The following is a 23339-nucleotide window of genomic DNA, read 5'->3' as shown; positions in this document are numbered from 1 at the left end:
GTTTTGCATTTGCATTGTGGCTTATGTCTAATACATTCTCTGGAGACGAATTTCCGGGGACAAAAAAGCACCTTGCTTTTTGGAGCTTTTTGAATACGCACGTTTGCACGTTTATTAAGAAATGCTGCCAGGCAATTGCTGCAAATCTCGCGGAGGCAAATAATAATCTACATGTGTTACATTCTGCAAGTGTGTCAGTTCTTGGCGGCCCGCCGGATCGATCGGCACATCCAACTCCATTACTAACAACGCATCCTGACCTTTGCCCCGCCGATGGACATCAAGCCTCGCTATATTGATATCCCGTTCAGACAGCTTTGCAGTAACTGCAGCAATAACGCCGACTTTATCTTGATGATAGATAAATAAAGCGGGCGATTCTCCGGTAACTTTCATGGCAAATGCATCAATTTTTGATAAATAAAATTTTTCATCTTGCCGGGAAATTTGAAACTGGTGTACGCCTTCATCGCTCGTCATTTGCAATGCAATCGCTTCCCCATCCTTATGGGAAACTGTTATACGTCCATTTGCCTGTACATCCGCATATACTTGCTGTAAATAATTCAGCAATTGCTCCGGTGCATCCACTTGATCTTCACAAACCAGAATATTCACATTTGTAACGTTAGAAACAAAAAAATGCCGAATCAACGCCAGGATAGTATCGAGGTTCAACATGTTTCCTCTCCTCCCATTTCCAGAATTCCCATGATATAATATAAGATTAAGAAGGGGTGATCGCTAATGAATCATAAAAGAATTCATCCGCTTACCGGGGATGAGATCCTGTTTGTCGACCACACGGGAAAAGAAAACGGTTATTTAAGCGGCAATTGCCCCTTTTGTGATCGCAAACATTTGCAAATCATTGCCGAAAGCGAAAACTCCTCCATTTATTCAATTGTAAACAAATATCCGGTCGTTGATGATACCATGAGACAAGAATTAATTATCGAATCGGATCTTCATGACGACAAATTCTCGACGATGAGCCAGATTCACGTAGAGCAATTATTGCTATTTATACAGGAACGTATTCGTGCCCTGCAGGAACTTCCGAATATTCGGTATGTGAGTTATTTCCGAAACTTCGGATTTGGCAGCGGTGGAACACAGCCGCATCCGCACAGCCAACTATATGCTTTAAATTATATACCACCAATGATCCGTCAAGAAGAACAAGGATTTATTCACTACCTGCAGTCCAAAGGAGTTTGTCCGCTCTGTCATGAAATACAAACAGCAAAGTTTCGTGTACTCTTTAAAAATACGGAATTTCAAGCGATTGCTCCATATGCATCACAATATCCGTACGAACTATGGATCTTGCCGACCGAACATTTTATGTCCTTTTCTCTTGTACCAAAACATTCGATAAAAGAATTGGCAGAAGTATTTCATGCTGCGATGATTGCATTTGAACGTTTTTTTACCAAACATCCGTTTAATATTGTTTTACATGACGGAACTATGCCAAGTTCGCATTTTCGCTTCGTGGTTTATCCAAGATTATTTGCCCCATCGGGCTTTTCCATGTCCATGGGATCGAAAATCAACGGTACGCTTCCGGAGAAAGCAATTGATAAATTAAAATCATTTCTCCCCAAAATCGTTACATGAAGTGCTTGTTCAAAAAGTGATTAAGGTTTTGGCTGCTTTTTGCACATCCTCTTGAAAAAGCAAACTGCCATAGACGTATCTGTTGCAGTCTATGGCAATACTATTAGGCAAAGAGGTTTGATCATGAAAAAACTCAAGTGGTTTTCTTTAATCTTTTTCATTCTTTGTCTACTCTGGATTCTGTTAATGAACAATACACTGATTTCCTTAGACTATGGCTTTGGAACTGTACGCGCTTCCCTGATCATAACGATATTGATCTCATACCTGTTAGGTGCGTTGAGCAGCGCAATTCCTTTGTCCATCTTTTGTATCCGTTTCATGCGCAAAAAGAAACCGGATGACTCCTCCGCCTAAGATTGTTTGGCTGCTTCGACAAACCCGGCAAACAAACGGTGAAAGACAGCATATTTCTCCCATAAATTTTCCGGATGCCACTGCACCCCGAGCACAAAGGCATGATTTCGAGACTCTATGCCTTCCACAATGCCGTCTGACGCCTTCGCACTGATCAAAAATCCGGGGGCGACCTGTTTTACCGCTTGATGATGAAACGTATTTACGCGAATCGTCTGTGTCCCCAGCAATTGATGGAGTTTGCTTCCTGACGTAATGTCAACATCGTGCGCCAAGTGTGCGCGAGGGGCTTTCTGGCTGTGTTGCATCGCTTTGGTCTGCCGCGGCAAATCTTGATATAAACTGCCGCCAGCAATGACATTAAGCACTTGAATCCCCCGGCAAATCCCGAAAATCGGTTTATTTAATTGAAGCAGGCGTCTCGCCAAATACACTTCCAAACGATCCCGATCAGGTGAAACTTCACCCAATCCATTGACCGCGGACTCATGAAAATATGCCGGGTCTACATCTTCTCCACCGGTTAAGAGCAGACCATCCAATCGGTTCACCCATTTGTCAAGAAGTTCTTCTTCATCCGTATATGGAATGACGACAGGCATGCCGCCGGCCGCATAAATTCCTTTGGTATAACCTTCTCCGACAAAAACCCCTCGTATTTCAGTATTATATTGAAAATTTTTGCCAGTGACGCCGATGAACGGTCTGTCCATTCCAATACCTCCTACATGCACAAATTACTCTTTCCAACTGTTAAGGTATGCGAGTTGCTCCCCAGTTAGTGCATCAATTTCAACACCCCATGACTGGAGTCGCAATTTCGCAACCAATTGATCCAATTCTGCAGGAACTGCATATACTTTCGCGTCTAATTCTTCATGTTGCTTTACCAGATACTCCAGACCTAATGCCTGCAATGCGAATGTCATATCCATGACTTCAGCAGGATGCCCATCTCCGGCAGCCAAGTTTACCAAACGCCCTTCCGCCAGCAAATAGATGCAGCGTCCATCTTCTAAAGTAAATTCTTCAATATTTTTACGCACCGTCCGCACGGATGTTGCCAATTGTTTTAATTCCACCTTATTGATTTCAACATCAAAATGGCCCGCATTCGCCAATATGGCGCCATCTTTCATAACAACAAAATGCTGTTCTGCAATACAATCTCTGTTTCCCGTAACAGTAACAAAAAAATCTCCAATGCGCGCCGCCTGTATCATTGGCAATACAGTAAATCCATCCATGATCGCCTCTGTAGCTTTAATCGGATCGATCTCGCATACGACCACATTGGCACCTAAACCTTTCGCCCGCATGGCGACACCCTTGCCGCACCAGCCATACCCTACGACAACGGCCGTTTTCCCTGCGACAACCAGGTTCGTCGTACGCATAATTCCATCCCACACGGATTGACCTGTACCATATCGATTATCAAATAAGTATTTGCAATACGCGTCGTTGACGGCAATCATCGGGAACTGCAATGTTTGTTCTTTTTCAAGTGAACGCAAGCGTAAAATTCCTGTAGTTGTTTCTTCACAGCCGCCAAGAATTCTCGCGATAAGTTCCGGACGCTCTTGATGCAATGTCGAAACCAGATCTCCTCCATCATCGATAATCGCATCCGGTTCAAAATCCAGTGCCATCTGAATATGCGCTTTGTATTCTTCATCAGTCGCGCCATACCAGGCATACGCGTGGATTCCGCCCGCTGCGAGAGCTGCAACTACATCATCTTGCGTCGATAAGGGATTGCTTGCAACAACAGCAACTTCCGCTCCTCCCGCCTGAACTACTTTTGCCAAATACGCTGTTTTGGCTTCCAAATGAAGACAGATCGTAATTCGTTTTCCTGCAAACGGCTTTTCTGTTTCGAAAATCTTCCGGACATGATTCAGGATGGGCATGTGTTTTTCCACCCAGTCAATCTTTAATTGGCCATCCTTAGCCAATGTAATGTCACGAATCATAGATGGATGGGGTTGTGAATGCATGTTTACATTAGTCATCGACGACACTCCTCTTCTAAAGGTTCCGCACTAGTATTGTTCACCATTTTCCTGATGAATCATGAAGCGGTTGTTTTTATTTTCAATCGAAATTTTAATTTTGAAACTAGTAAATTTCGATTTTTCAAAAATATTCCCAAAACGTATACAAAAAATGAATAGATTGATAGATTTCTGACAATACTGTTTCATATCAGTACTCTAACAGTATAAAGGAGGATCGGAAAATTATGAACCCATTACTTGCACAACTAAACCAAGGCGACTTTCAATTGCGCGCTTATATCGACCTTTTATTCTCGATCTTGAATGATGAGCTCGTAAACTTGTAAAGTTTTTTTATCGTGCATATAATAGTGAAGTATAGAATCAATGATTGGAATCCCCTGTTTCGAAAGGAGGTCTGAAATGGGAAATGGAAAATGCAACTGCATCCCGTCAAATTCGCTTGTTGATCAAACAGATTAATCAAGGATTCTTTGAACTTTTGTCGAGAGAGCTCTCAAACTATGAGATTACCGTATCGCAGTGGCTGGTCATCCGTTGTTTAAAAGAAGAAAAACAAAAAATCACGGACATCAGCAAAACCGTTGGGCTTACCAACAGTACGATATCTGGAATTATCGACAGATTGGAACGTTCCGGTTACGTAACGCGCATACGTGATCGGGAAGATCGGCGCGTCGTATGGGTCCATCGAACTGATAAGCTGAATCAATTAATTGCTTCACTTCCCCTTGCACAAGATTCTTACTACGATTCTTTTCTGGAAGGAATTACGGAAGAGGAAACTCAGCGGATCCTCAAATCCCTTCACTTGCTTGCAAATCAGCTTCAGAAAAAGGTGTGCATGCATCAACCGTAATTTTTTTTGCCATAATATTTCGCATTCAAAATATTAGGATACAAGAATGATTCATGGCAAACATTCAGCATTCACGATATATAATTTCAGAAAGGATGAAAAAAAGAAGAATGAACCGCAAACTAATTCTTTCGGCAATACTCACAGTAATTGTCCTCTTGGGCGCTGGCATCGGCGGGTATTTTTGGTATGAGTCCACGCATTTTGTGTCAACGGATGATGCGAGAATCAGCGGCAATGAATACCGTGTTATGCCGCAAATACCCGGACAATTGACACACATCTATGTACATGAAGGACAAAATGTAACGCAAAATGAAGTGATCGGCGAACAAGATACATCCAATCTCGATCCGAGCATGATTAATAAAGCGCTTTTGCGAGCGCCCATTACCGGAACCATTGTGAAATGGTTCAGCAAAGAAAACGAGATGGTATCACCTGGACAACCTGTTGCATTGATGATGAACATGAAAAAGTTGTATGTGGAATCTGATATTGAAGAAACATACATCGATAAAGTCAAGCTCGGTGAGCCTGTTGACATTACGGTCGACATGCTGGGCGGCGAAACCCTGCATGGCCGCGTCATGAAAATCTATAAAGCATCCGATGCTACATTTTCTTTGCTGCCGGCCATCAACACAAGCGGCAACTTCAACAAAGTCACACAGCGCGTACCGATTGAGATTTCGATCGATGATCTGCCAGCCGGTCAGACTGTGCTGCCAGGGACAAACGTAGAAGTGAAAATACATATCCAGTAAGCGGGGGATGGAAAATGGCAGAAACATCAGCAACAATTCAGCCTCCGCAAGAGCAGCAAGGTCAATGGCTAGCTTTAATTGCCATTATTTTGGGAGCATTTGTTGCGATTCTTAATAATAGTTTGATCAATGTCGCCTTGCCGAAACTTGTCAATACATTAAGTTCCACGACAGACCGAATGCAATGGGTGCTTACGGGATATATGCTGGCTTCCGGTGTGATTATTCCAATTAGCGGCTATATGGGAGACCGTCTTGGTTACAAGAAGTTTTTTACGATTGCACTCTCGATTTTTACGGTTGGTTCCGCTTTGTGCGCAACCGCCTGGAGTGATACATCGCTGATATTTTTTCGCATTGTTGCGGGCTTGGGCGGTGGTGTCATCATGCCTTTAAGTATGGCGATTATTTATAAAATTATCCCTCGCCATCAAATCGGAATGGCTCTTGGGATCTGGGGAATTTCCGCAATGGTGGCACCGGCGATCGGACCGACATTGAGCGGATATCTGATTCAGTACTATAGCTGGCGTCTGCTTTTTATCGTCAGCATCCCTGTCTCATTGCTTGCAATTTTAATGGTCTTGTTGCTTTTGAAAGAAACGGAGATTGTAAAAGGAAAAAAATTCGATTTTGCCGGATTTTTCTTATCGGCGACATCGGCCGGAACTCTGCTCTATGCCCTTAGCAATGGACAAAAAGACGGATGGACATCCTTCGAAATCGTTTCGTTGCTCTATATTTCTGTTTCTGCCCTAGTACTCCTGTTTTATGTAGAGACGGGAAAAGAAGATCCGATTATCGATTTTTCATTATTTAAAAACATTCAATTTACCTTAAGTGTACTTGCCGGATGTTTAATTATGATCGGGATGTACGGCGGGGTTTTTTTAACGCCCATTTATCTGCAAAACATTCAGGATATGTCAACGATCGATACCGGTCTCTTATTAATGCCGCAAGCAATAGCGATGGCGATCATGATGCCGATCGCCGGCCGGTTATTCGATAAAATTGGCGCAATGCCTTTGGCTTTGGTCGGACTGACCCTTTTAAGCATTATGACATATCAGCTTCATCAATTGACTACTATCACATCACAAAATTGGTTGAAATACATCCTGATGGTTCGCGGAATCGGAATCGGTCTATGCATGATGCCCATTTCAACAGCCGGGATGAACGCCGTTCACCCGCATCAAGTTGCAAAAGCATCGGCACAATCCAACCTGATCCGTCAGGTTGCCGCATCATTTGGGATTGCGATTTTGACGATGATTATGCAGGATCAAACACAACTGCATGCAGAGCAAATCAGAGAAACCGTAACACTGCATTCTGTTGCCGCGCAACTGTTCCCGACACCGGCGGCGATGGCCCAATTGACAGGCATCATTACACTGGAATCATTGGCGAGAGGAATTGCGGATGCCTTCGAATTATCGTCGATTCCGCTGTTTCTGGCAATACCGATTGCCTTTTTATTCAGAAGACGCAAACCGCATATGCCGATACAGCCGAATAAACAATCAGCAAGTTAATGCTATCAAGCGATCGAATCATATAAAGCGATCCAATCATTTCAAATGTTTAAGAAGGAATGTTTAAGAAGAAAGGGAAGATATACAATGCGGAAAGTAACTTTGTCGCTTATGTTCAGCACCCTGCTGGCTGGTGCAACTGCCGTCAGCGGTTGTGGGGCGCAAGCGACTGTTGAACATGTAAATGGAACACCTCTCGCCGTTCGGGTGACACATGTAACGCAAGGATGGATGAGCCAGGGTCCGGTATATATCGGAACTGCACAACCTTCACAGGAAGTGCAAATCATGGCGAAAATTTTCGGTAAAGTAGCTGCTGTCAACGTATCTGTCGGTTCCCGTGTCAAAGCGGGTGATACACTATTCACATTGGATGACAAGGATATTCGCGATGCGGTTGCACAAGCGCAAGCGGCAGTAGCATCGGCACAAGCAGGCGTGCAGACAGCTGCCACACAGCAGCAGTCTGCAGCCAATCAGGCATCTAGCGGTGCAGTTCAGGCAAAAGGCGGTATGATACAAGCACAGACGGCTGTAAATCAAGCGCAGAATGCGGTTGTGCAGGCACAAAATGGCGTCGCCACTGCAAAGCAGGCATTGGATGACGCTACAACGAACAAAAGCCGTTATGAACAATTGTATGCGCAAAACGTCATTCCTAAAGCCCAGCTGGAACAGTATGAAACTGCGTACGTCAATGCACAAGCTGCCTATGAAAATGCCCAAAAAGCCTTGCAAACGGCGCAAAACAACCTTGCATCCGCGCAACAGGCGTTGCAAAATGCTTCTTCCGGCTATGAAACGGCACAAAATCAAGTCAATATCGCACAGAGCCAAGCTGGCATCCAGGCAAGCGAGCAGGCTGTCAAACAGGCGCAAGCAAGCTTGCAAGCTGCGGAAGATCAATTGGCAGACACAGTCGTGAAATCTCCCATCAATGGCATTGTGGGGGTAAAAAATCTTGAAGTGGGAGATATCGTCAATCCGAACTTGCCCGGAGCTCCGATTATGGATGTGGCAAATCTCGATACGATAAAAGTACTTGTATACCTTCCGGCCAGCGTGATCAACCAGGTGAAGACCGGTGATCCTGTCATGGTAAAAGCAGTGGCGCTGAATCAGTATTTTAAAGGAACCGTCAAACATATCAGTCCGCTTGACGATTTGGGAAAAGGATACCCGGTTGAAGTTTCCGTCCCTAATCCAGACCTTGCATTGAAAAAAGGCATGGTGACCGAAGTCAGTTTGCTCACTCCCCAATCCAAACATGGAATATTAGTGCCTACAGCAGCTATTGTTCATGAAAATGGGAAAACGTACGTTTATGTCGACGATCATGATATTGCAAAACGAAAAGAGATTGTCATTGACGCTCAGGAAGGGGCGCAAACCCTTGTTACGAGCGGTTTAAATGACAATGAGCAGGTAGTCGCTTCACAGTTGTCTTTGATCAAGGATGCTCAGAAAATTACCGCAGAGTCTTCACAATAAACATGCTTCTTTTTATTAAAACAGGGACTTCGTTTCTTTCAACGAAGTCCCTGTTTATTACAATTCAAAGAAGCCCTTGGAAAACTTCAATCAGTTGGCCGGCAACAGCTTCTGATGAATACATGCCCACATTTTGCTGCAGCGCCCGCTCCATGTACTCATCCCGTCTTTGTATTAATTCTATCAATGCTTGGCTGATTTTATCCGGTTCCTCGGGTACAGCCACCGGATACCCATATCGTGTCAGGATCTCCGCTGCCGTTCCTTTCTTCGATGTGATACCCAAAATAGGGCGGCAACCTCCCAAATAGTCGATCAGCTTTGACGACAAAAAGATATTTTCATCTGTCGGGGCATCGATCATGACAAGCATCTGGGCATCTGCTATAATCCGCAAACTCTCAAAATATTCCACCTGGGGTTTTCGGATAATGGTCGTGCGAAGTTTTTTTTGGTATTCCCGAATAAATTCTTGATACCTTTGTTCCGCATTTCCGATAAACTGGATTTGCAATTTATGTTGTATGTCAGGTTCATAGGATTCCGCCAATTCAAGAGCTTTTAATAATGGCTCCGGACTGCGGGCACCATAGAAATCCCCTACATATGCCATTTGAATCGGCTCTTTGCGCCCAAAGCGCTTGGCTGATCCATATAACTCTTTATCAAAATGATGCGGCAATACGGATGTTTTTCCTTTCAGCCGCGGATACAACGATTCATAAAGTGCACTCATCTCTGCCGTTGGAAATATGGCATGGTCTACTTGTGTACAAACCTGCTGTTCCAATACAAGCCTTTTATCCCCCTTTTTCAAGGGATGATAGGGATTATGCGCCCATGGATCATTAAACTGCGCCACCCATGGAACATGTAAAAGACGTTTCATATGCAGTGCAGCCAAGTGACTGCTCCCCGGCTGTGAACGGCTATACAGAAGATCCGGAAGTTGCTTGGATGACGGCGAACCCTGTTTGATTTGTTCCTCGCCCCAATGATTCACATGTTTGCGCCAGCTCCACTGGGGATCGCCAAATAGATTCATATACGAACGCTGCATTAGTCTGCGGGCGATTTTTGAATCTGGATATCCGTTCATAAAGCGCCGAAGGATGACTTCATTTCCCATAAACTCTGCCAATTGCGAGTCGACGCGAAAATCCGGGTCGTCCCCGCTTGTCAAAAGTGTTACCTGCATATGTTTGGTCAATTGTCTGACCATTTTACCGACAAGAATCGACTCCGCATTTAATTGTGGCGGTGCTAGATAAGAAAATAACCAAATGTGCATTTCACATTCTCTCTTCCTGATTTGACTTCAAGAAACCGTCAAGCCTTATAGACATTTTCATATCTTAGACACTGCCTGTCAATGGGTGAAAATAGATTTGTGAAATCATGTATATATGTGTGTGCGTTTTCACAATTTATGTTAGTATACAATAGTATAGGTGTAACAAATTTTTACCGTTGGAGGAAACAACGTGAAAATCATAATTACCGATAATGCCTTGCAATTACTGAAATCCTATGGTTGGAGCACCATTCGTATCGAAAGTCCAAAAACAGTAAAATCGGCCGGCAAACATGGTTCCAGCATTTTTGAAGAGCCTGCAAAAGTTCTTGAAGGAATTCCCCGCCAAGAACAAGAATGGGATGTTCACATTGTTTCTTCTATTACTGTCTATACATCGAAGCATTTAAAAGTCAAAGATACATTAACGATTGATGAAATTCATGATGGAGAACATCGAATCTTCATTGCGAAAGGCTATGAAGCAACAATCAATGAGTAACCAAGACAAACAAAAACGTCTGATTCGTTATCGAATGCTTTATCGTCTTTTCAGCTTTTTCATGCTTGCTTCCATTGTGTTTTGCATCCTTGGCCTGATTGCAGGCACCAACGGTTTTCTGGCCGGCTTTACGATCGCATTGGCAGGATTCCTGCTGGGATTGGTGTCAATGCCCATGTATTTTATTTATCGCAGCCGATTTTTAAAAACTCGCCTTGCCGTAGAAGTTTTACAAAACTACACGAACAAATCGTAAAGTGCCTGTTCAAAACCAACATGGCATTATGGCCACCACATGATATGAAAATGTTATTTTCGTATCAAATTGTTATTTTCGTACAAAAAGTGGTTAAGCAAGAAGAGAAGTGGAGCATGTCCACTTCTCTTCTTGTCGTCGCTAAAACGGCAGCACAAGTCCCATTCGTTCACGAACGGTTGTAAGTGTTGCATTTGCCACAAAACGCGCTTTTTCTGCACCTTTTCGAAACGCTTCTTGTACGAGATTTTCTTTTTGGATTCTTTCATACCGTTCTTGAATGGGACGAAGACGATTTATCACCGATTCCGCCACACCTTTTTTGAAATCTCCATACCCTTTTCCCTGATAGAGGGCTTCCACTGCCTCTATGGTCAAGCCGGAACATAATGCATGTATTTCTATAAGATTGGAAATTGCCGGTTTGGCATCCCAATCATAGCGAATTTCCTTGTCTGAATCTGTAACTGCGCGCTTGCATTTGTTTAGTATGGTATCCGGAGAATCAAGCAAAGAGATATAACTATTGCTGTTGGGATTCGACTTGCTCATTTTTTTGGTTGGATCGTCAAGACTCATAATCCGTGCACCGACATCACTGATCAACGGGTCTGGAATCACAAACGTCTGGCCGTATCTGTTATTGAATCTTTCCGCAATATCCCGGGTCAATTCCAAATGTTGTTTTTGATCTTCCCCAACGGGCACATGTGTTGTTTGGTATAACAGAATATCGGCCGCCATCAGCGCGGGATATGTCATTAATCCTGCAACTACAGATTCCTTTCCCTGGCGCTTTTCTTTAAACTGCGTCATGCGTTCAAGTTCGCCAAGATATGTCAAACACTGCACTAGCCAACCCAGTTCAGCATGTGCGGACACATGCGACTGGACAAACAATGCCGCTTGATCCGGGTCAATACCACAGGCCAAATACATGGCTGCCAGTTGCAAAGTCCGTTCATGCAGTTGCTGTGGATCCGGCTGAACCGTCCATGCATGCAAATCAACCACACAAAAAAAACACTCCGCTTGATGCTGCAATTCGACAAACCTTTGCAGTGCACCTAGATAGTTTCCTAATGTAAGTGTACCGCTTGGTTGAATACCGGATAAAATTCTCATGATAATCTCCTTCCACTCCATGTATGCTTGCATGCTTATAAATAAAAAAAGGGCCTCATCCAAAGGGACGAGAGACCCGTGTTGCCACCCTAATTAGCCGGCTCTGTAGCATCCATACAATGCACCGATAGAAGCAGCGGCTCACTTGCATCCCTTTAACGCAGAGATGACACGATTTGCTCCAAAAGCCCATTCCATATGGATTCCTCGCCGATTCGCACCAACCATCGGCTCTCTGCAGAGTTCACCATATGTACTATCTTTTTTTCATCGCAACAACCGAATATATGCAAATGCAACTATGCATTGACTTTTCTGAACTATATGTTATGATACTTGATTAAACAACGGATTGCAACGTCAACCTCTTATATTGAAACTTTTTTGTCGGCGATCCGTATGTATAAGTGCGTGTATGTTGGACAAGCTTGACTATCTGTTGCACTTATAGTGCGTGTTCAAAATGTAGTTAAGTAAGACACAAGGAGTGCGAAGTCGAAACACGAAAAGTCGACGGAGTGTACGTATTTGGTACATGAGTAAATCTCTTTGGGATTCGGCAAAGCAATCCGCCGTGGAGTTTTGGCTACTTTTTGAACATCCTCTTATACGATTCATCATGAATATCGATTGGACATTTGGGAGTGTGTTCAGACAATGTTACGAACAATTATACAACTCATCGCATTCGCAATTTTGTGTATCTTGGTGTTTGTAGTACTATCGTTTTTCCTTGCTTTATTATTTAAAGTAATTATACTTATAGTAGCAGCTTCTATTGCTTATTATGTATACCGAAAGGCAAAATGGAATTTTCAGCGGTGAACATATCCTTTCTTTTTCCTTACAACAAAAATCGATTTTTTCCGACAAAATCTCGCGTTGACGTTAAAATTGGAAAGGGATATCATGTAAGCAAATTAATTTACGTGCCGTGAGTGAAATTTGAGGTGATAGATGATGAGTACGATCCATAAATTGGATCTTTTGCGAAAAAACGTGACGATTGAACGCAGTAAATTGTACCGTTATATGAACCAACCAAGCGTTTCTGTCGAAGAACTGCGGAAGCAAGTAAAAATCGTGGAAGATTTGCAAAAACAAATTCGCATGTTAAAACCGATTCAGATAGATGATTCCATTGCAGATTATCAATAGTGTTTAAATAGCCAAAAGAGCCAAAAGAGAACCTTTGCCATTGGAAAGGTTCTCTTTTGCTTTGTAAATGTATTTAAATATGAACAGCAGGCAAAGCGGCTCAAACAGGTGCCTGAGCATTACCATAGAAATGAACTTCCGGGCCACCCCACCACTTGTTGATCGTTTCCGTCCGGATCGATCGTATTGGTCGAGTTCCAATAGTTGAATGTCGACGTAAAATCTCCTGTATTCCCTGCGCCTGACCCGGTATATGTTTTTGAAGCAGCTTTTGGAGCTATTGCAAATGTATCGCCGATTTCGATTTGCCCTGAATTCGAAACAACTTTAAAAGCACCCACTACTGACGGCATTCTCATCCACCTTCTTTCATTATCCTCACATTGTATGCTTGGGACAATGAAACGGTATAAACAGATGCGGGGAAAGATTTTCTACCGGGTCGTTTTATTAAATTTTCTTTTATACGCTTCGTGTGCTTCAATAATAAGTTCAAACGCTTTATCCGCATCTCCATACCCTTCAATCCGAAACATGGAATCATACCAATTGCGCACTTGTGCCAACACATCTTCGGAAATTTTGGTGACTTGCTGGTGTGGAGTTCCCCGCAACACGCCGATGACTTTATGATCGAGATCTTTTCGCAGTAAAATCCCCACAACATCCACTTGAATGATATCCCCAACGCGATGGCGGCGATCTGAAATGACAACGACGTCCAAGTGTTCCCCATCACTGGAAAGCGTCTCCGGTATCCATCCGTAATTCGCCGGAAATGGATTCATCAACTTTCTTCCCGGATAAAACGTATCACTTTTACTGTCATATTCATATCGCATGCGGCTGCCTTTTACCAATTCTAAAATCGCAAACACCCGTTTCGGATATCCTGGTCCAATGGAAGCTCGTAACCGATTCATGATACACCTCTGAAAGTTTTCGTCCATGTATAGCTGTTCTGTCTATTGTTGCATATATCAGAGCGGATTCAAAGAGTTCGGAAAGATTTTTTTCTTTTCATTTCCCGAACTCCTCTTACTCGATTTCATGCGGTATGATTTCGCCTAAGAACGCAAGAGTTCCTGTTATATCCACCTCAGAACTTACATGCATCCGATCTTTGTATGTTTGCGGCAGATACACGGAATATTTCGTTTGCAAGCGCTCGTGGTCAAACGTATGCGGCAATAATTCTTCACCTGTCCAGTGTTTATCGACAATGGCAGCAAATAATCCCATGATCGAATGTCGCCGCAAAATCAATTCCACATGTCCCAATTCATTCATTCTTGCTTTTTCTCCCAAGGCTCGTACCATCCAGACAAATGTCCGCTGAATATCCGTGCCGGCAAACATGTGAAAGATATAGCGATTTTCGCCCAGCCTCTGAATCAAACGATGATGTTTCTTGATTCCATTCTCCACAAAATACGCTCGTAAGCATTCCAGTTGATTTTTGGCCTGTGGCATTAAGTAGGGGTACTGTGCATCTTCCAAAAGGATCTCAAACATTTTTTGGGAGACCCGGTGGCCGCGTTTGATCGCCATGCCCGAATAGCGCGGAGGAGTTCCTGTATTCGATGGAACGACGCGAACCGCCATCTGCACATCGTCGATTTCAAGGATACGCCACATACGGCCGGCCAGCAACAACGTACTGCCTACGTCAATCCATCCATTTTTCTCAACTGTACCAATCGGATGATTGTCAGCGATCACCTGGTACGCTTCCGGTGTCTTAAAAATCGAATAAAATTCTTGGGAATTCAGGATTGTTTCACCGTTCCAACCCACAATCCATTGGCCGTTTGTCAAACGCTCCAAAAAGTCGTTGCCTTCCGCAAACGCCAACAATTCTAAAATCTCCTGTTCCGGAATGTCACGAAAAGGGGCCAGGCTTTGAAGCATGTGCAACAACTCATTCGTTGTCAATCCATTTCTTTCGGAACATAGAGAAAGTATCTGATGAAACAACACATCATAAGGAATTGGATATACGTCAGCAGGTTCTACATACCCGGAACGCATCAACTCCGTCACGGCGACGGCTTGCAGCAATCCCATGGAATCGAATGTGTACATTTGCACCATGCGCCGTTTTCCTTTCCGCCTGCCGCTTCGTCCTGCGCGCTGTTTCAGGCTGGATACGCTCCAGGTCGCATCGACTTGAATCACCATGTCCACCTGTCCCATATCGATCCCCAGCTCCAGGGAACTTGTACAGATCACGGAACGGGGAGTTTGCGATGTACGCATCGTTTGTTCCACATACTCCCGCTCTTTGCGATCAATGGAACTGTGATGAATCAAATAGTGTGGTTCCTTTTGCTGTGCACCGGTTTCATTCCACGCAAAGGCATTGAGTTCGCCGCTTAATGTTTCAGCTTGTGCGCGACTGTTGCAGAAAATCATGGCGCTGATGTTTCTTGTCAACTCCCGAATATCGCGGACAACCCCAGCGGGAATCGCTCCATCGAACATTTCCTGATAATCCAGTGCGAACAAAACGTCTGACCGCTCTTGCTTGACATCAATCACATGCACTTGCTCCGGATGAATAGGATCCATCCATGTTTGAACGCGTGGAATCTCCCCCACTGTCGCCGAAAGGGCGATCATCCTCGGATCGACACTGGTATAAAAGGAGAGCCGGGACAACAAGCTTTGTAAATGTATCCCGCGATCACGTCCCAGAAACGCGTGAACTTCATCGATCACAACAAAAGCAACATGCTCAAACATCCGGCGCAACGAATGGGATCGATTGACAAACATTGCTTCCAATGACTCTGGAGTGATTTGCAAAATACCTGCCGGATCTGTCAACAGTTGTTTTTTTTGATGCATTCCGACATCGCCGTGCCAACGATGTACCGGAATGTCAGTACGGGTACAAAGTGCCTCAATGCGTGTGAATTGATCATTAATCAAAGATCGCAGCGGAGATATATAGAGTACGTTCAATTGCTCTGCCGCTGTTTTTTCTACCATGGTCAAAATCGGCAAAAAAGCGGCTTCTGTCTTTCCTGACGCCGTGCCGGCAACGATGGTAACATGCCGGTCTGTGTGCAGAATAGCCGGAATCGCCAGTTCCTGTACGGGCAACAGCGCCTGCCAACGCATGTCATAGATGATTTTTTTCATTCTGGGTGACAACAGTTCAAAATTGCTCGCCATGCCTATCCTTGAAACCTCGCAAACAATGATGAATTCGTCTCTGCTTTTGTCACACTTGCAAACACTTGCTGCCGGTCCATGCCCGGATGTTGCTGCAATAGATTAATGGCCCCGATAAAATCGCGGAGGATTTCCCGCGGCGTCAAAAATTCCTTGGCCCCTGGCCGACTGTAGAACGCCTGTAAAAACACCCGGATCTCTTCATCACTCACATGGCTGTCATATTGGTAATGCGCTTCATGAATCGCCCGGATTTTTTGCAGCAATACGAACGTTTCTTCGATCTGCAATGGCGTTAATTGAATCACCGGTTGATTCAAATCCCGATATTCGTCCGTTTCAAAGCGATTTGCCATAAGTCGGCTTTTTAATGCAGGATAGGAAAATAAACCTTTTCGCTCATTATCCAAAAACTCGGGAGTACCGCTGATCAGTACATACAGATGTTCTGCTTTGCCTTGCATGCCGTCATTATAGATTGATAGAATCTTTTCGTAATTTTTTTCCCGTGACTGGGGATGTGTAATCTTATACAAGTTGACTGCTTCATCCAATAAAATCAATAATCCTGAGTACCCGATGGCAGTTACAAACGTGCTCATGATTTTTAAGTACTCATAGTAATTGCCGTCGTGAATGATATCGCGCACGCCAAGATCCTGCCGCGCCTCTGTCTTAGTATGGTATTCGCCGCGCAGCCAACGCAGGGCTTGTCCCATGCGCACCGAATCACTGTCAATATACCCTGTAAAGTACGCATTGATGACTTTGGCAAAATCATATCCGCCTACCAATTCTTCAATACCCGCGATTTGCTGAACAATCGCAGATCGAACCGCTTGCACAAACTCCGGATGATCGATTGCCGCATCCAGAAATCCTTTCTCCACCGCGACTTGTGATTGCACTTGGGAGATCCATTTTTCCAAAATCGCCGAAAGCGCCCCGCCATCCGGCCGGGTCGCTGTAGACATATTGCGCATCAGTTCCGAATAGGTGGCAACCGCTTTTCCATCAGTCGCATACAAGCGGCGCTCCGGTGTAAAGTCCGCATCACAAGTAACAAACTTCATTTTCAAAGCGATATGCCGGGTCACAGACAGAAAGAAGCTTTTGCCCGTCCCGTAATCGCCAATGATCATTTTGATCATGCCGGCACCTTCCTGAACGGCTTGCAATTCCTGCAACACTTGCTCAATTTCCTGTTTCCTGCCGACGATCACATGTTCCAATCCAGTACGTGGAACCACCCCGCCACCTAACGATTGCAAAATCGCTGCCGACTCTTTTTTCCGTATCACTTCCATTCTCCTTTCTGCCCTCGCGTTCCCTTTCAATCAAACAAAGGCTCCTGGATACATTCCGGATTCCAGGCTATTTCGCCTCCGTCAACCTCAAACAGTATATCGCCAAAGCATTCTAATGCTTTTTCATTGATCGCATCCAATAACGAGTGCAGCATCCATCCCTGACTGCGGACAAATCCCTGGACGACAGACTCTTTCAACATTTGCGCAGACTGGCCGATCCACCAGTTTATCAATTCCCGCTCATTGTCAGCCAGTTCCTCCATCCATTCCGACAGAGTATATAGCGGCTCTGCGGAGAAGACGGGGTTTTGAAACAACCGGGACAGCTCTTTAACCGTTTCCGTCTCTGGCTTTGGCAGCGGTCTTGGCGCAGAACCTGCCGCAGTTGCCGGCAAGCTTTCATCATCAAATCGTCGCTCGGAATGAGGCGACTCAAATCCGGTCAATTCTTGATCGGAAGTCTCCTCCATGGCTAAAATAGTATCCCGTATCCGATCTGATTCTTCGTGCAAGGATTGGATCATTGCCGTATCGATGTGAATGTCTTTCACGGGCATCTGCTTTGGCAACACATTCTGCTTTGTCGATGGAAGCTGGCGGGATTGCGGGCGGGATTTCCGATATGCTTGAAATACTTGATCCAATACCGCTTGTAAAGGCTTCGGCAAATACGTCTCATCCACTTGGATCGGACGAACGTTTGCTTCTTTTCGAAAATGGTTTTCCAAATATCGCAAACAAGCTGCCAACTGTTCCAATGAAGAATGCTTGCCCTTATATTGGGGAGCGTATGTTACTTTTCTGCGAAACGGTACAGGGCGTTCGATCACAGCCCACTCGTAAAATCGCGCTTGTTCGACAACCCATTTTTCCGGCAATAGTACTTGCAACAAGGATTTTCCTTGTTTTTTCCGGAAATATTCATCCAAAGGCTCCATGAGAAAAGCAGCACACTCGTCCAAAGCTCGCCCATGCTTCTTGTAAAATGCCGTTTGTTCATTTAATAGCGGCTTCCAAAGAGAAAAGGGCGGGACGATGTCTGTTTCTTCATAGGCTTCAAACATGGACGTTTGAAGATGTTGCGGTTTTGTTCGCTCATACCAGGAACTTGCTGTGGCGGGATCGCCAAATTCTGTATGCATATCGCCAATCCAGGTAGGTACGGTTGCCGCAATGCGAGGGACGCGCTCTTTATAGGCGTCATATAATTCGATGAGCATGGCAATCGCTTTTTCCGGATTTGGTTCAAAAGACAAATTCAGCAATTCAAATGCATACAAAAACATGTAGCTTTCTTTCGTATCCGCATAGATTCCTTGTTGCACCAACTGCCGCCAATACAGATACCAACGCAATTGCTTCAAATCAAGCTGATCGAATGCAGGATATGTATGATAAAAAGAATAGGGTTTTGCATCATATAGTTTGATATTTCGCAAGACAAACGACGGTTCTTTGATGCCTTTTAAACCTTTTTGATACAATTGCTCCAATTCATCCGTTGCTTCCGTTTCCTGAAATGAAAAAGAGTCTTGCGCCGGCTCCTGTTCGAAAGAAGCCTGCGATTTCCCTAATGTCGAATGTTTTACAGGGGATTGGTTTGCTTGATTCTGGTGTTTTTGATTGACCGTATCCACGATCGATCGAAGCCATTCCAAATGTGACATGCCATTCTCCCCTTCCTCAAAAAACATGTGTTCGTATGTCATTCTAACATAACCATGCTCCATTTCCTATGGATTGACAATCCATGTCTATTTCCGGCGAAACGTATGCTAATATAAGTATAATCGTTATGAATGACCCATTCCATTGCTGACGGAAAGGCCGATTTTATATGAATTCCTACGAAAAAGAAATCGATAGGCAAAACGATGCGGAATATAGCCGGAATCTGAAAAAATTAATGGGTCCGCTGCTTGTCGCAAGTGCAGCGATTTTGCTCGGATCTTCAACATTTATCAAAACATATTATCCGCTGCACTGGATTCCCCCTTGGACACAAATCTGGATTCGATATTTGATTGCAACGATTACACTAGGTATGGTTCACAGTTTTTCCAAACATCCTGTGAACAAAGAACCTGCAACCATTGCCATTGCAGAGACACCGGAAAACCCCGCTTCATTCGAACGGTTTTCATCGATCAAACTGTTTGGAATTGCATTTACCGGATATTTTATCAGCAGTGGCGGGATAATCCTGGGACAGAAGCCGGCGAATGAACCGACTGCAACTTTGCTGCTCAGCAGTTTTCCCATGCTTTTTATGTTTTTCTTAGGAATTTTCGTAGAGAGGGAATCACTCAGCTTTCGTAAGCTTTTTTCCGTTCTTGTCACATTATCGGGAATAGGAATCCTGATCTTAAAAGATGGGACATTATTCCCATTCATTAATGCAACAACATGGTATGCAGACAGCTGGTTATTGATTTCCGCATTTTTTTGGGCGTTTCAAGCCGTTTTGATCAAACAAGAAGCAAAAACGTATTCTACGTTGTATCTTACGTTGTCCGCCTGCGGAATTGCAACATTGTTAATTACACCATTAATGATCATCGAGTTATGGAAACTTGGAAAACTTTTAACCATTTGGCAGTTGATTCTAAATGATTTTCATATCGATTTGTCTTTTTTATATTTGGGAATCGTGGTGACTGCGGCAGCATTTTATATGTGGAACCGGGGAATTGAATTGATGGATCTGTCAAAAGCTGCTGTCTTATACACGTTGTACCCGTTAACCAGTCAAGTGTTGCAAGCAGTTTTTGTGACAAAAGACATCGGAATGAGTTTTGAAGTCGGCGCCGCAATTCTTTTATTAGGAATGTACTGGATGATCCGGCAAGAGGATGCAAGCGAACAAAACATCTAACATTTATACTTTCCGATAGTATAAAGAAACCTTGGCTTCGCCAAGCTTTTTCGCGAAGCCAAGGTTTTTTTACTTTTACAAATACATTAGCCATTGCCTTGCTCTGCTGTCTCTCGCCTTTGCTGTTTGCGATCCAGCAGCGTTACATAAACAAGCAATGCAAGTGCAATAAGGATAATGACTGCACTCGACCATTGTGCCGCATCCCAGCCAAACAAGAACCGCGGGCTGTCCCCGCGCAGCATTTCCAAAAAGAAACGGCCGATATTGTATAGAATGTTATAGAGGAGGAATATGGATCCCTTCGGTAAACGCCGCTGCTTGATCACCAACAACAATGCAAAGATGATCACATCCAACTGGCCTTCCCAAACTTCTGCAGGCCATAAAGGCTGATCGCCATACGTTTGCCGGGCCAATGTATTCTCGGGATACAGGATTCCGAAATTTCCGCCTGTAGGACCGCCAAAGGCGTCTCCATTCATCAAATTGGCATCTCTGCCGATGCTTTGGCCAAGGATCATGCCAGGTGCAACCAAATCCGCCAATTCCCAAAAAGAAAGTTTATGTTTGTAAATATATACGAGGGCAACGAGTAATGCTCCGACAACACCACCCTGGATCGATAATCCCCCGTGCCAAATTTTTATGATTTCTCCCGGATTGGCTTTGTAATACGACCAATCGAAGAAAAATACCTGCCAAAAACGCGCACCCAGAATGCCCCCCAAAAATAACAAAGGAGCCAAATTCATCAAATGCTCGCCAAGATGTTTTTTCCCTTCAACCTTGGCTAAAAAAATCGTGACTCCCAAACCAAGCAGGAATGCGGAGACAAATATCGTACTATATGCGCGGATCGGAAACGAACCTATGTAGAACCAAAATTGATGCAATGATTTCCCCTCCAACTCTGGTCAAAATTTAGACTTCCTTTACTTTACCATAAAATTCTGTGTTATACATAAAGTGAAACTTCAATTTTATCAATGGTTTGCACTACAAAAAACCCTTAGTATGCATCAGCATTCTAAGGGTTTTTATGGGGAACGCCTGTTACGCCTTGTTTTTTGGTTTATACGTCCGACACATTGTCGCTTCCGACGTTTGTGTGCCGAAAGAACCAAGCTCTGCGGCAAATTCAGAGTTCGGATCTGTCAATACAGGATTAAGATTGACCTCGATCGAACTTGCAGAACACGCTTGATTGTCATTAAAGGAACAACTTTCAACCGTGCATTTGATTCGCTGAAGCATCTCCATTTGCGTAGCCATGACTACCACCCCCAGTTTATCTTTTGCAAATAACTGTGATACATACGTGTTGACATACACGCTGATTTCTGTATAAAAATCCAAACACATACTTTCGTTTGGTCTGGAACAACCTAGGAATAAGAATGGCGAAACAAGGAGGCTGCAGCTATGAGAAACGCAAACGATATTGCCCAAGAATTGGAGGATTTGCAAGAACAGCTTTGCGAACTGTACAGCAAACGGCGCGCATTAGAAAAAGAATATCAAACGGCCGTTTTACGCTTTGGACTAGAAGGGGAGTATGAGACAGCGTTTTACGGATCATGAAAAACATAAACAAAGAAAAGCACAGACAATGAAAAAGGCCAAAATACGCCACATAAAAAGCCACCAAGTTCGATTAGGTGGCTTTTTCATTTCTTTAATTTCTTATTCCGTTTCTTATTTATGAATTCGCACCGAACAATTCAAACCAGGAATTAAATTATTATTGTAATCCTGCAAGACAATCTTTACCGGGATACGCTGAGTCGTTTTTGTATAATTGCCGGAAGCATTGTTTGACGGCAAAACAGAAAATGTCGACTGTGTCGCCATGCCGATTTGATTCACCGTTCCGGTCAGCGTGCCTGGAAACGCGTCAACCGTTACATCGACCGTTTTGCCTATTTTCACATCATTTACATTTGTTTCATCAATATTTGCAATCACATATAGATTTCCCAGATCTGCAATCGTCGCTAAAGGCATCCCTGGTATGACAACTTCACCCTGACTCGCATTGGACTGTATAACTGTCCCTGCGATCGGCGTTTTCACATCCCCCAGCGGCCCCTGTACATCTTCATTGCCGATCACCTGATTCGCGGTGACCGTTTGCCCTACCGTCCCATTCCAAGTTACCAGTTTTCCCGGCGCTGAAGATGTAACGGCAACCATCCTGCCCGTTATTTGTGCATTGTCTGTCGTCACATAATTGGCCGATTGATTGTAGTAATACCAACCGCCTGCCACGGCTGCCAATACCACAAGTATGATAATTACGTTTGTCAATATTACATGTTTCACGAATCGATCATCCTCTTTTATCTATGTATTTGTACCGTTGCACTCATTCCGGGCGCCAAAGGTTTGCCTCCGTAACCGGAGAGTACAATCTTTATTGGAATCCTTTGCATCACTTTTGTATATGTACCACTGGTACTGCTTGTAGGCAATAAAGAAAAGGAAGAATTCGTCGCCAAGCCGATTTGGGCAATCGTACCCTGAAGCTTCACATCCGGAAACGCATCGACCCACACATCAACGGCTTGCCCGTTCTTCAGATCATTTAAATATGTTTCTTCAATATTCGCCGTTACATACAATTTATTTAAATTTGTTTCCATTGCTAATGATTGTCCCAAACTTACCGGTTGATTGACTATGACATTGTTTTTAATAATCGTTCCGTCAATCGGAGCTTGCACCGTCTGCTGTCCATTCGCAGCGGTTATCGTTCCAATCGAATCATTTGCTTTTACGTTGTCTCCTGTTTTGACATTCCACGTTGTCAAATTTCCCGCTGCACGTGTATTCACCGGTACGATATCACCTGCTACTTGTGCGTCATCTGTAGAGATATACGTATTCTGTTGATAAACATAGTAACCCAATGCACCTCCGCCCAATAAAATGATGAGAATTAAAATAACATTTAAAAAAATGATTTTCTTCACTTCAA

The 23339-nt window shown here is 43.9% G+C and carries 25 protein-coding genes and 1 other annotated feature; of the genes, 11 read left to right on the top strand and 14 right to left on the bottom strand.

What is annotated here, in order from left to right; genetic code table 11:
- Positions 1-114 precede the first annotated feature (114 nt).
- A complete protein-coding gene (locus LSG31_RS08245) occupies positions 115-681 on the bottom strand; it encodes an ACT domain-containing protein (RefSeq protein ID WP_347438859.1) in 567 nt (188 codons plus the stop codon).
- Between the two features lie 66 nt (positions 682-747).
- Here LSG31_RS08245 and LSG31_RS08240 point away from each other — a divergent pair, with 66 nt between their 5' ends.
- Complete coding sequence (locus tag LSG31_RS08240) at positions 748-1623, top strand: galactose-1-phosphate uridylyltransferase (protein WP_347438858.1); 876 nt, start codon at positions 748-750, stop codon at positions 1621-1623.
- A 123-nt stretch (positions 1624-1746) separates the two neighbouring features.
- Positions 1747-1980 carry a LapA family protein gene (locus LSG31_RS08235; RefSeq protein ID WP_347438857.1) on the top strand — a complete coding sequence of 78 codons (234 nt, stop codon included), beginning with the start codon at positions 1747-1749 and terminating at the stop codon, positions 1978-1980.
- Here LSG31_RS08235 and LSG31_RS08230 read toward each other — a convergent pair.
- Both LSG31_RS08230 and LSG31_RS08225 read right to left on the bottom strand, forming a co-directional pair.
- A complete protein-coding gene (locus LSG31_RS08230) occupies positions 1977-2693 on the bottom strand; it encodes a gamma-glutamyl-gamma-aminobutyrate hydrolase family protein (protein ID WP_347438856.1) in 717 nt (238 codons plus the stop codon). The two genes, LSG31_RS08235 and LSG31_RS08230, sit on opposite strands and share 4 nt — an antisense overlap.
- Before the next feature lie 24 nt (positions 2694-2717).
- Entirely contained in the window at positions 2718-3995 is a 1278-nt protein-coding gene (locus LSG31_RS08225; protein WP_347438855.1) for an adenosylhomocysteinase, read from the bottom strand.
- Positions 3996-4410: 415 nt separating this feature from the next.
- Between LSG31_RS08225 and LSG31_RS08220 the strand changes: the two genes are divergently transcribed.
- From LSG31_RS08220 to LSG31_RS08205, 4 genes are all read left to right on the top strand, one after another.
- Positions 4411-4860, top strand: a complete 450-nt coding sequence (locus LSG31_RS08220) for a MarR family winged helix-turn-helix transcriptional regulator (RefSeq protein WP_347438854.1) — start codon at positions 4411-4413, stop codon at positions 4858-4860.
- A 110-nt stretch (positions 4861-4970) separates the two neighbouring features.
- Positions 4971-5627, top strand: a complete 657-nt coding sequence (locus tag LSG31_RS08215) for an HlyD family secretion protein (RefSeq protein WP_347438853.1) — start codon at positions 4971-4973, stop codon at positions 5625-5627.
- A 14-nt stretch (positions 5628-5641) separates the two neighbouring features.
- Entirely contained in the window at positions 5642-7168 is a 1527-nt protein-coding gene (locus tag LSG31_RS08210; RefSeq protein ID WP_347438852.1) for a DHA2 family efflux MFS transporter permease subunit, read from the top strand.
- Positions 7169-7255: 87 nt separating this feature from the next.
- The gene (locus LSG31_RS08205; protein WP_347438851.1) at positions 7256-8659 is read left to right on the top strand and encodes an efflux RND transporter periplasmic adaptor subunit; all 1404 of its coding nucleotides are present in this window, start codon (positions 7256-7258) and stop codon (positions 8657-8659) included.
- 64 nt (positions 8660-8723) lie between these two features.
- Here the strand turns inward: LSG31_RS08205 and LSG31_RS08200 are convergent, their stop codons facing one another.
- Entirely contained in the window at positions 8724-9950 is a 1227-nt protein-coding gene (locus tag LSG31_RS08200) for a glycosyltransferase family protein (protein WP_347438850.1), read from the bottom strand.
- Between the two features lie 193 nt (positions 9951-10143).
- On the opposite strand from LSG31_RS08200, the gene LSG31_RS08195 reads away from it, so the two are divergent.
- A complete protein-coding gene (locus LSG31_RS08195; protein WP_347438849.1) occupies positions 10144-10455 on the top strand; it encodes a hypothetical protein in 312 nt (103 codons plus the stop codon).
- Positions 10448-10711: a hypothetical protein gene (locus LSG31_RS08190; protein WP_347438848.1), complete on the top strand. Its 264-nt coding sequence runs from the start codon at positions 10448-10450 to the stop codon at positions 10709-10711. The genes LSG31_RS08195 and LSG31_RS08190 overlap by 8 nt, the downstream gene beginning before the upstream one ends.
- Positions 10712-10852: 141 nt before the next feature.
- On the opposite strand, the gene trpS is transcribed toward LSG31_RS08190, so the two are convergent.
- Entirely contained in the window at positions 10853-11839 is a 987-nt protein-coding gene (gene trpS / locus LSG31_RS08185; RefSeq protein ID WP_347439467.1) for a tryptophan--tRNA ligase, read from the bottom strand.
- A gap of 57 nt (positions 11840-11896) precedes the next feature.
- Positions 11897-12116: a binding site (T-box leader), on the bottom strand.
- A 680-nt stretch (positions 12117-12796) separates the two neighbouring features.
- Here trpS and LSG31_RS08180 point away from each other — a divergent pair.
- Positions 12797-12994, top strand: coding sequence for a hypothetical protein (locus tag LSG31_RS08180; RefSeq protein WP_347438847.1), 198 nt, complete (start codon positions 12797-12799; stop codon positions 12992-12994).
- 119 nt (positions 12995-13113) lie between these two features.
- On the opposite strand, the gene LSG31_RS08175 is transcribed toward LSG31_RS08180, so the two are convergent.
- The 5 genes from LSG31_RS08175 to LSG31_RS08155 form a co-directional block, all read right to left on the bottom strand.
- Positions 13114-13347 (bottom strand): spore germination protein, encoded by a 234-nt coding sequence (locus LSG31_RS08175; protein WP_347438846.1) that lies wholly within the window; start codon positions 13345-13347, stop codon positions 13114-13116.
- Positions 13348-13428: 81 nt separating this feature from the next.
- Positions 13429-13917 carry an inorganic diphosphatase gene (locus LSG31_RS08170; RefSeq protein WP_347438845.1) on the bottom strand — a complete coding sequence of 163 codons (489 nt, stop codon included), beginning with the start codon at positions 13915-13917 and terminating at the stop codon, positions 13429-13431.
- A gap of 115 nt (positions 13918-14032) precedes the next feature.
- On the bottom strand, positions 14033-16174 hold the full coding sequence (locus LSG31_RS08165) for a DEAD/DEAH box helicase (protein ID WP_347438844.1): 2142 nt from the start codon (positions 16172-16174) through the stop codon (positions 14033-14035).
- 2 nt (positions 16175-16176) lie between these two features.
- Entirely contained in the window at positions 16177-17481 is a 1305-nt protein-coding gene (locus tag LSG31_RS08160) for an ATP-binding protein (protein WP_430734253.1), read from the bottom strand.
- Between the two features lie 26 nt (positions 17482-17507).
- On the bottom strand, positions 17508-19151 hold the full coding sequence (locus LSG31_RS08155) for a TerB N-terminal domain-containing protein (RefSeq protein ID WP_347438842.1): 1644 nt from the start codon (positions 19149-19151) through the stop codon (positions 17508-17510).
- A gap of 170 nt (positions 19152-19321) precedes the next feature.
- Here LSG31_RS08155 and LSG31_RS08150 point away from each other — a divergent pair, with 170 nt between their 5' ends.
- Positions 19322-20359, top strand: coding sequence for a DMT family transporter (locus LSG31_RS08150; RefSeq protein WP_347438841.1), 1038 nt, complete (start codon positions 19322-19324; stop codon positions 20357-20359).
- 86 nt (positions 20360-20445) lie between these two features.
- Here the strand turns inward: LSG31_RS08150 and lgt are convergent, their stop codons facing one another.
- Together lgt and LSG31_RS08140 are read right to left on the bottom strand one after the other, a co-directional pair.
- The gene (gene lgt / locus LSG31_RS08145; RefSeq protein WP_347438840.1) at positions 20446-21255 is read right to left on the bottom strand and encodes a prolipoprotein diacylglyceryl transferase; all 810 of its coding nucleotides are present in this window, start codon (positions 21253-21255) and stop codon (positions 20446-20448) included.
- 160 nt (positions 21256-21415) lie between these two features.
- A complete protein-coding gene (locus tag LSG31_RS08140) occupies positions 21416-21634 on the bottom strand; it encodes a DUF1540 domain-containing protein (protein ID WP_347438839.1) in 219 nt (72 codons plus the stop codon).
- Positions 21635-21784: 150 nt separating this feature from the next.
- Between LSG31_RS08140 and LSG31_RS08135 the strand changes: the two genes are divergently transcribed.
- Positions 21785-21943: a hypothetical protein gene (locus LSG31_RS08135; protein WP_347438838.1), complete on the top strand. Its 159-nt coding sequence runs from the start codon at positions 21785-21787 to the stop codon at positions 21941-21943.
- 114 nt (positions 21944-22057) lie between these two features.
- Here the strand turns inward: LSG31_RS08135 and LSG31_RS08130 are convergent, their stop codons facing one another.
- Both LSG31_RS08130 and LSG31_RS08125 read right to left on the bottom strand, forming a co-directional pair.
- Entirely contained in the window at positions 22058-22684 is a 627-nt protein-coding gene (locus LSG31_RS08130; protein ID WP_347438837.1) for an HlyD family secretion protein, read from the bottom strand.
- A gap of 17 nt (positions 22685-22701) precedes the next feature.
- A complete protein-coding gene (locus LSG31_RS08125) occupies positions 22702-23334 on the bottom strand; it encodes a biotin/lipoyl-containing protein (RefSeq protein WP_347438836.1) in 633 nt (210 codons plus the stop codon).
- Positions 23335-23339 lie beyond the last annotated feature (5 nt).

The sequence above is a fragment of the Fodinisporobacter ferrooxydans genome, assembly GCF_022818495.1.
GTDB classification, from domain to species: Bacteria; Bacillota; Bacilli; order Tumebacillales; family MYW30-H2; genus Fodinisporobacter; species Fodinisporobacter ferrooxydans.
This window is presented reverse-complemented; position numbering and strand designations above follow the sequence as displayed.

Coding starts and splice junctions, on each gene's coding strand:
- LSG31_RS08150 (WP_347438841.1), top strand. CDS start 19,322: ATGAATTCCTACGAAAAAGAAATCGATAGGCAAAACGATGCGGAATAT.
- LSG31_RS08180 (WP_347438847.1), top strand. CDS start 12,797: ATGAGTACGATCCATAAATTGGATCTTTTGCGAAAAAACGTGACGATT.
- LSG31_RS08220 (WP_347438854.1), top strand. CDS start 4,411: ATGGAAAATGCAACTGCATCCCGTCAAATTCGCTTGTTGATCAAACAG.
- LSG31_RS08140 (WP_347438839.1), bottom strand. CDS start 21,634: ATGGCTACGCAAATGGAGATGCTTCAGCGAATCAAATGCACGGTTGAA.
- LSG31_RS08175 (WP_347438846.1), bottom strand. CDS start 13,347: ATGCCGTCAGTAGTGGGTGCTTTTAAAGTTGTTTCGAATTCAGGGCAA.
- LSG31_RS08165 (WP_347438844.1), bottom strand. CDS start 16,174: ATGGCGAGCAATTTTGAACTGTTGTCACCCAGAATGAAAAAAATCATC.
- LSG31_RS08230 (WP_347438856.1), bottom strand. CDS start 2,693: ATGGACAGACCGTTCATCGGCGTCACTGGCAAAAATTTTCAATATAAT.
- LSG31_RS08225 (WP_347438855.1), bottom strand. CDS start 3,995: ATGACTAATGTAAACATGCATTCACAACCCCATCCATCTATGATTCGT.
- LSG31_RS08245 (WP_347438859.1), bottom strand. CDS start 681: ATGTTGAACCTCGATACTATCCTGGCGTTGATTCGGCATTTTTTTGTT.
- LSG31_RS08205 (WP_347438851.1), top strand. CDS start 7,256: ATGCGGAAAGTAACTTTGTCGCTTATGTTCAGCACCCTGCTGGCTGGT.
- LSG31_RS08210 (WP_347438852.1), top strand. CDS start 5,642: ATGGCAGAAACATCAGCAACAATTCAGCCTCCGCAAGAGCAGCAAGGT.
- LSG31_RS08235 (WP_347438857.1), top strand. CDS start 1,747: ATGAAAAAACTCAAGTGGTTTTCTTTAATCTTTTTCATTCTTTGTCTA.
- LSG31_RS08170 (WP_347438845.1), bottom strand. CDS start 13,917: ATGAATCGGTTACGAGCTTCCATTGGACCAGGATATCCGAAACGGGTG.
- LSG31_RS08160 (WP_430734253.1), bottom strand. CDS start 17,481: ATGGAAGTGATACGGAAAAAAGAGTCGGCAGCGATTTTGCAATCGTTA.
- LSG31_RS08135 (WP_347438838.1), top strand. CDS start 21,785: ATGAGAAACGCAAACGATATTGCCCAAGAATTGGAGGATTTGCAAGAA.
- LSG31_RS08190 (WP_347438848.1), top strand. CDS start 10,448: ATGAGTAACCAAGACAAACAAAAACGTCTGATTCGTTATCGAATGCTT.
- LSG31_RS08200 (WP_347438850.1), bottom strand. CDS start 9,950: ATGCACATTTGGTTATTTTCTTATCTAGCACCGCCACAATTAAATGCG.
- LSG31_RS08240 (WP_347438858.1), top strand. CDS start 748: ATGAATCATAAAAGAATTCATCCGCTTACCGGGGATGAGATCCTGTTT.
- LSG31_RS08215 (WP_347438853.1), top strand. CDS start 4,971: ATGAACCGCAAACTAATTCTTTCGGCAATACTCACAGTAATTGTCCTC.
- LSG31_RS08155 (WP_347438842.1), bottom strand. CDS start 19,151: ATGTCACATTTGGAATGGCTTCGATCGATCGTGGATACGGTCAATCAA.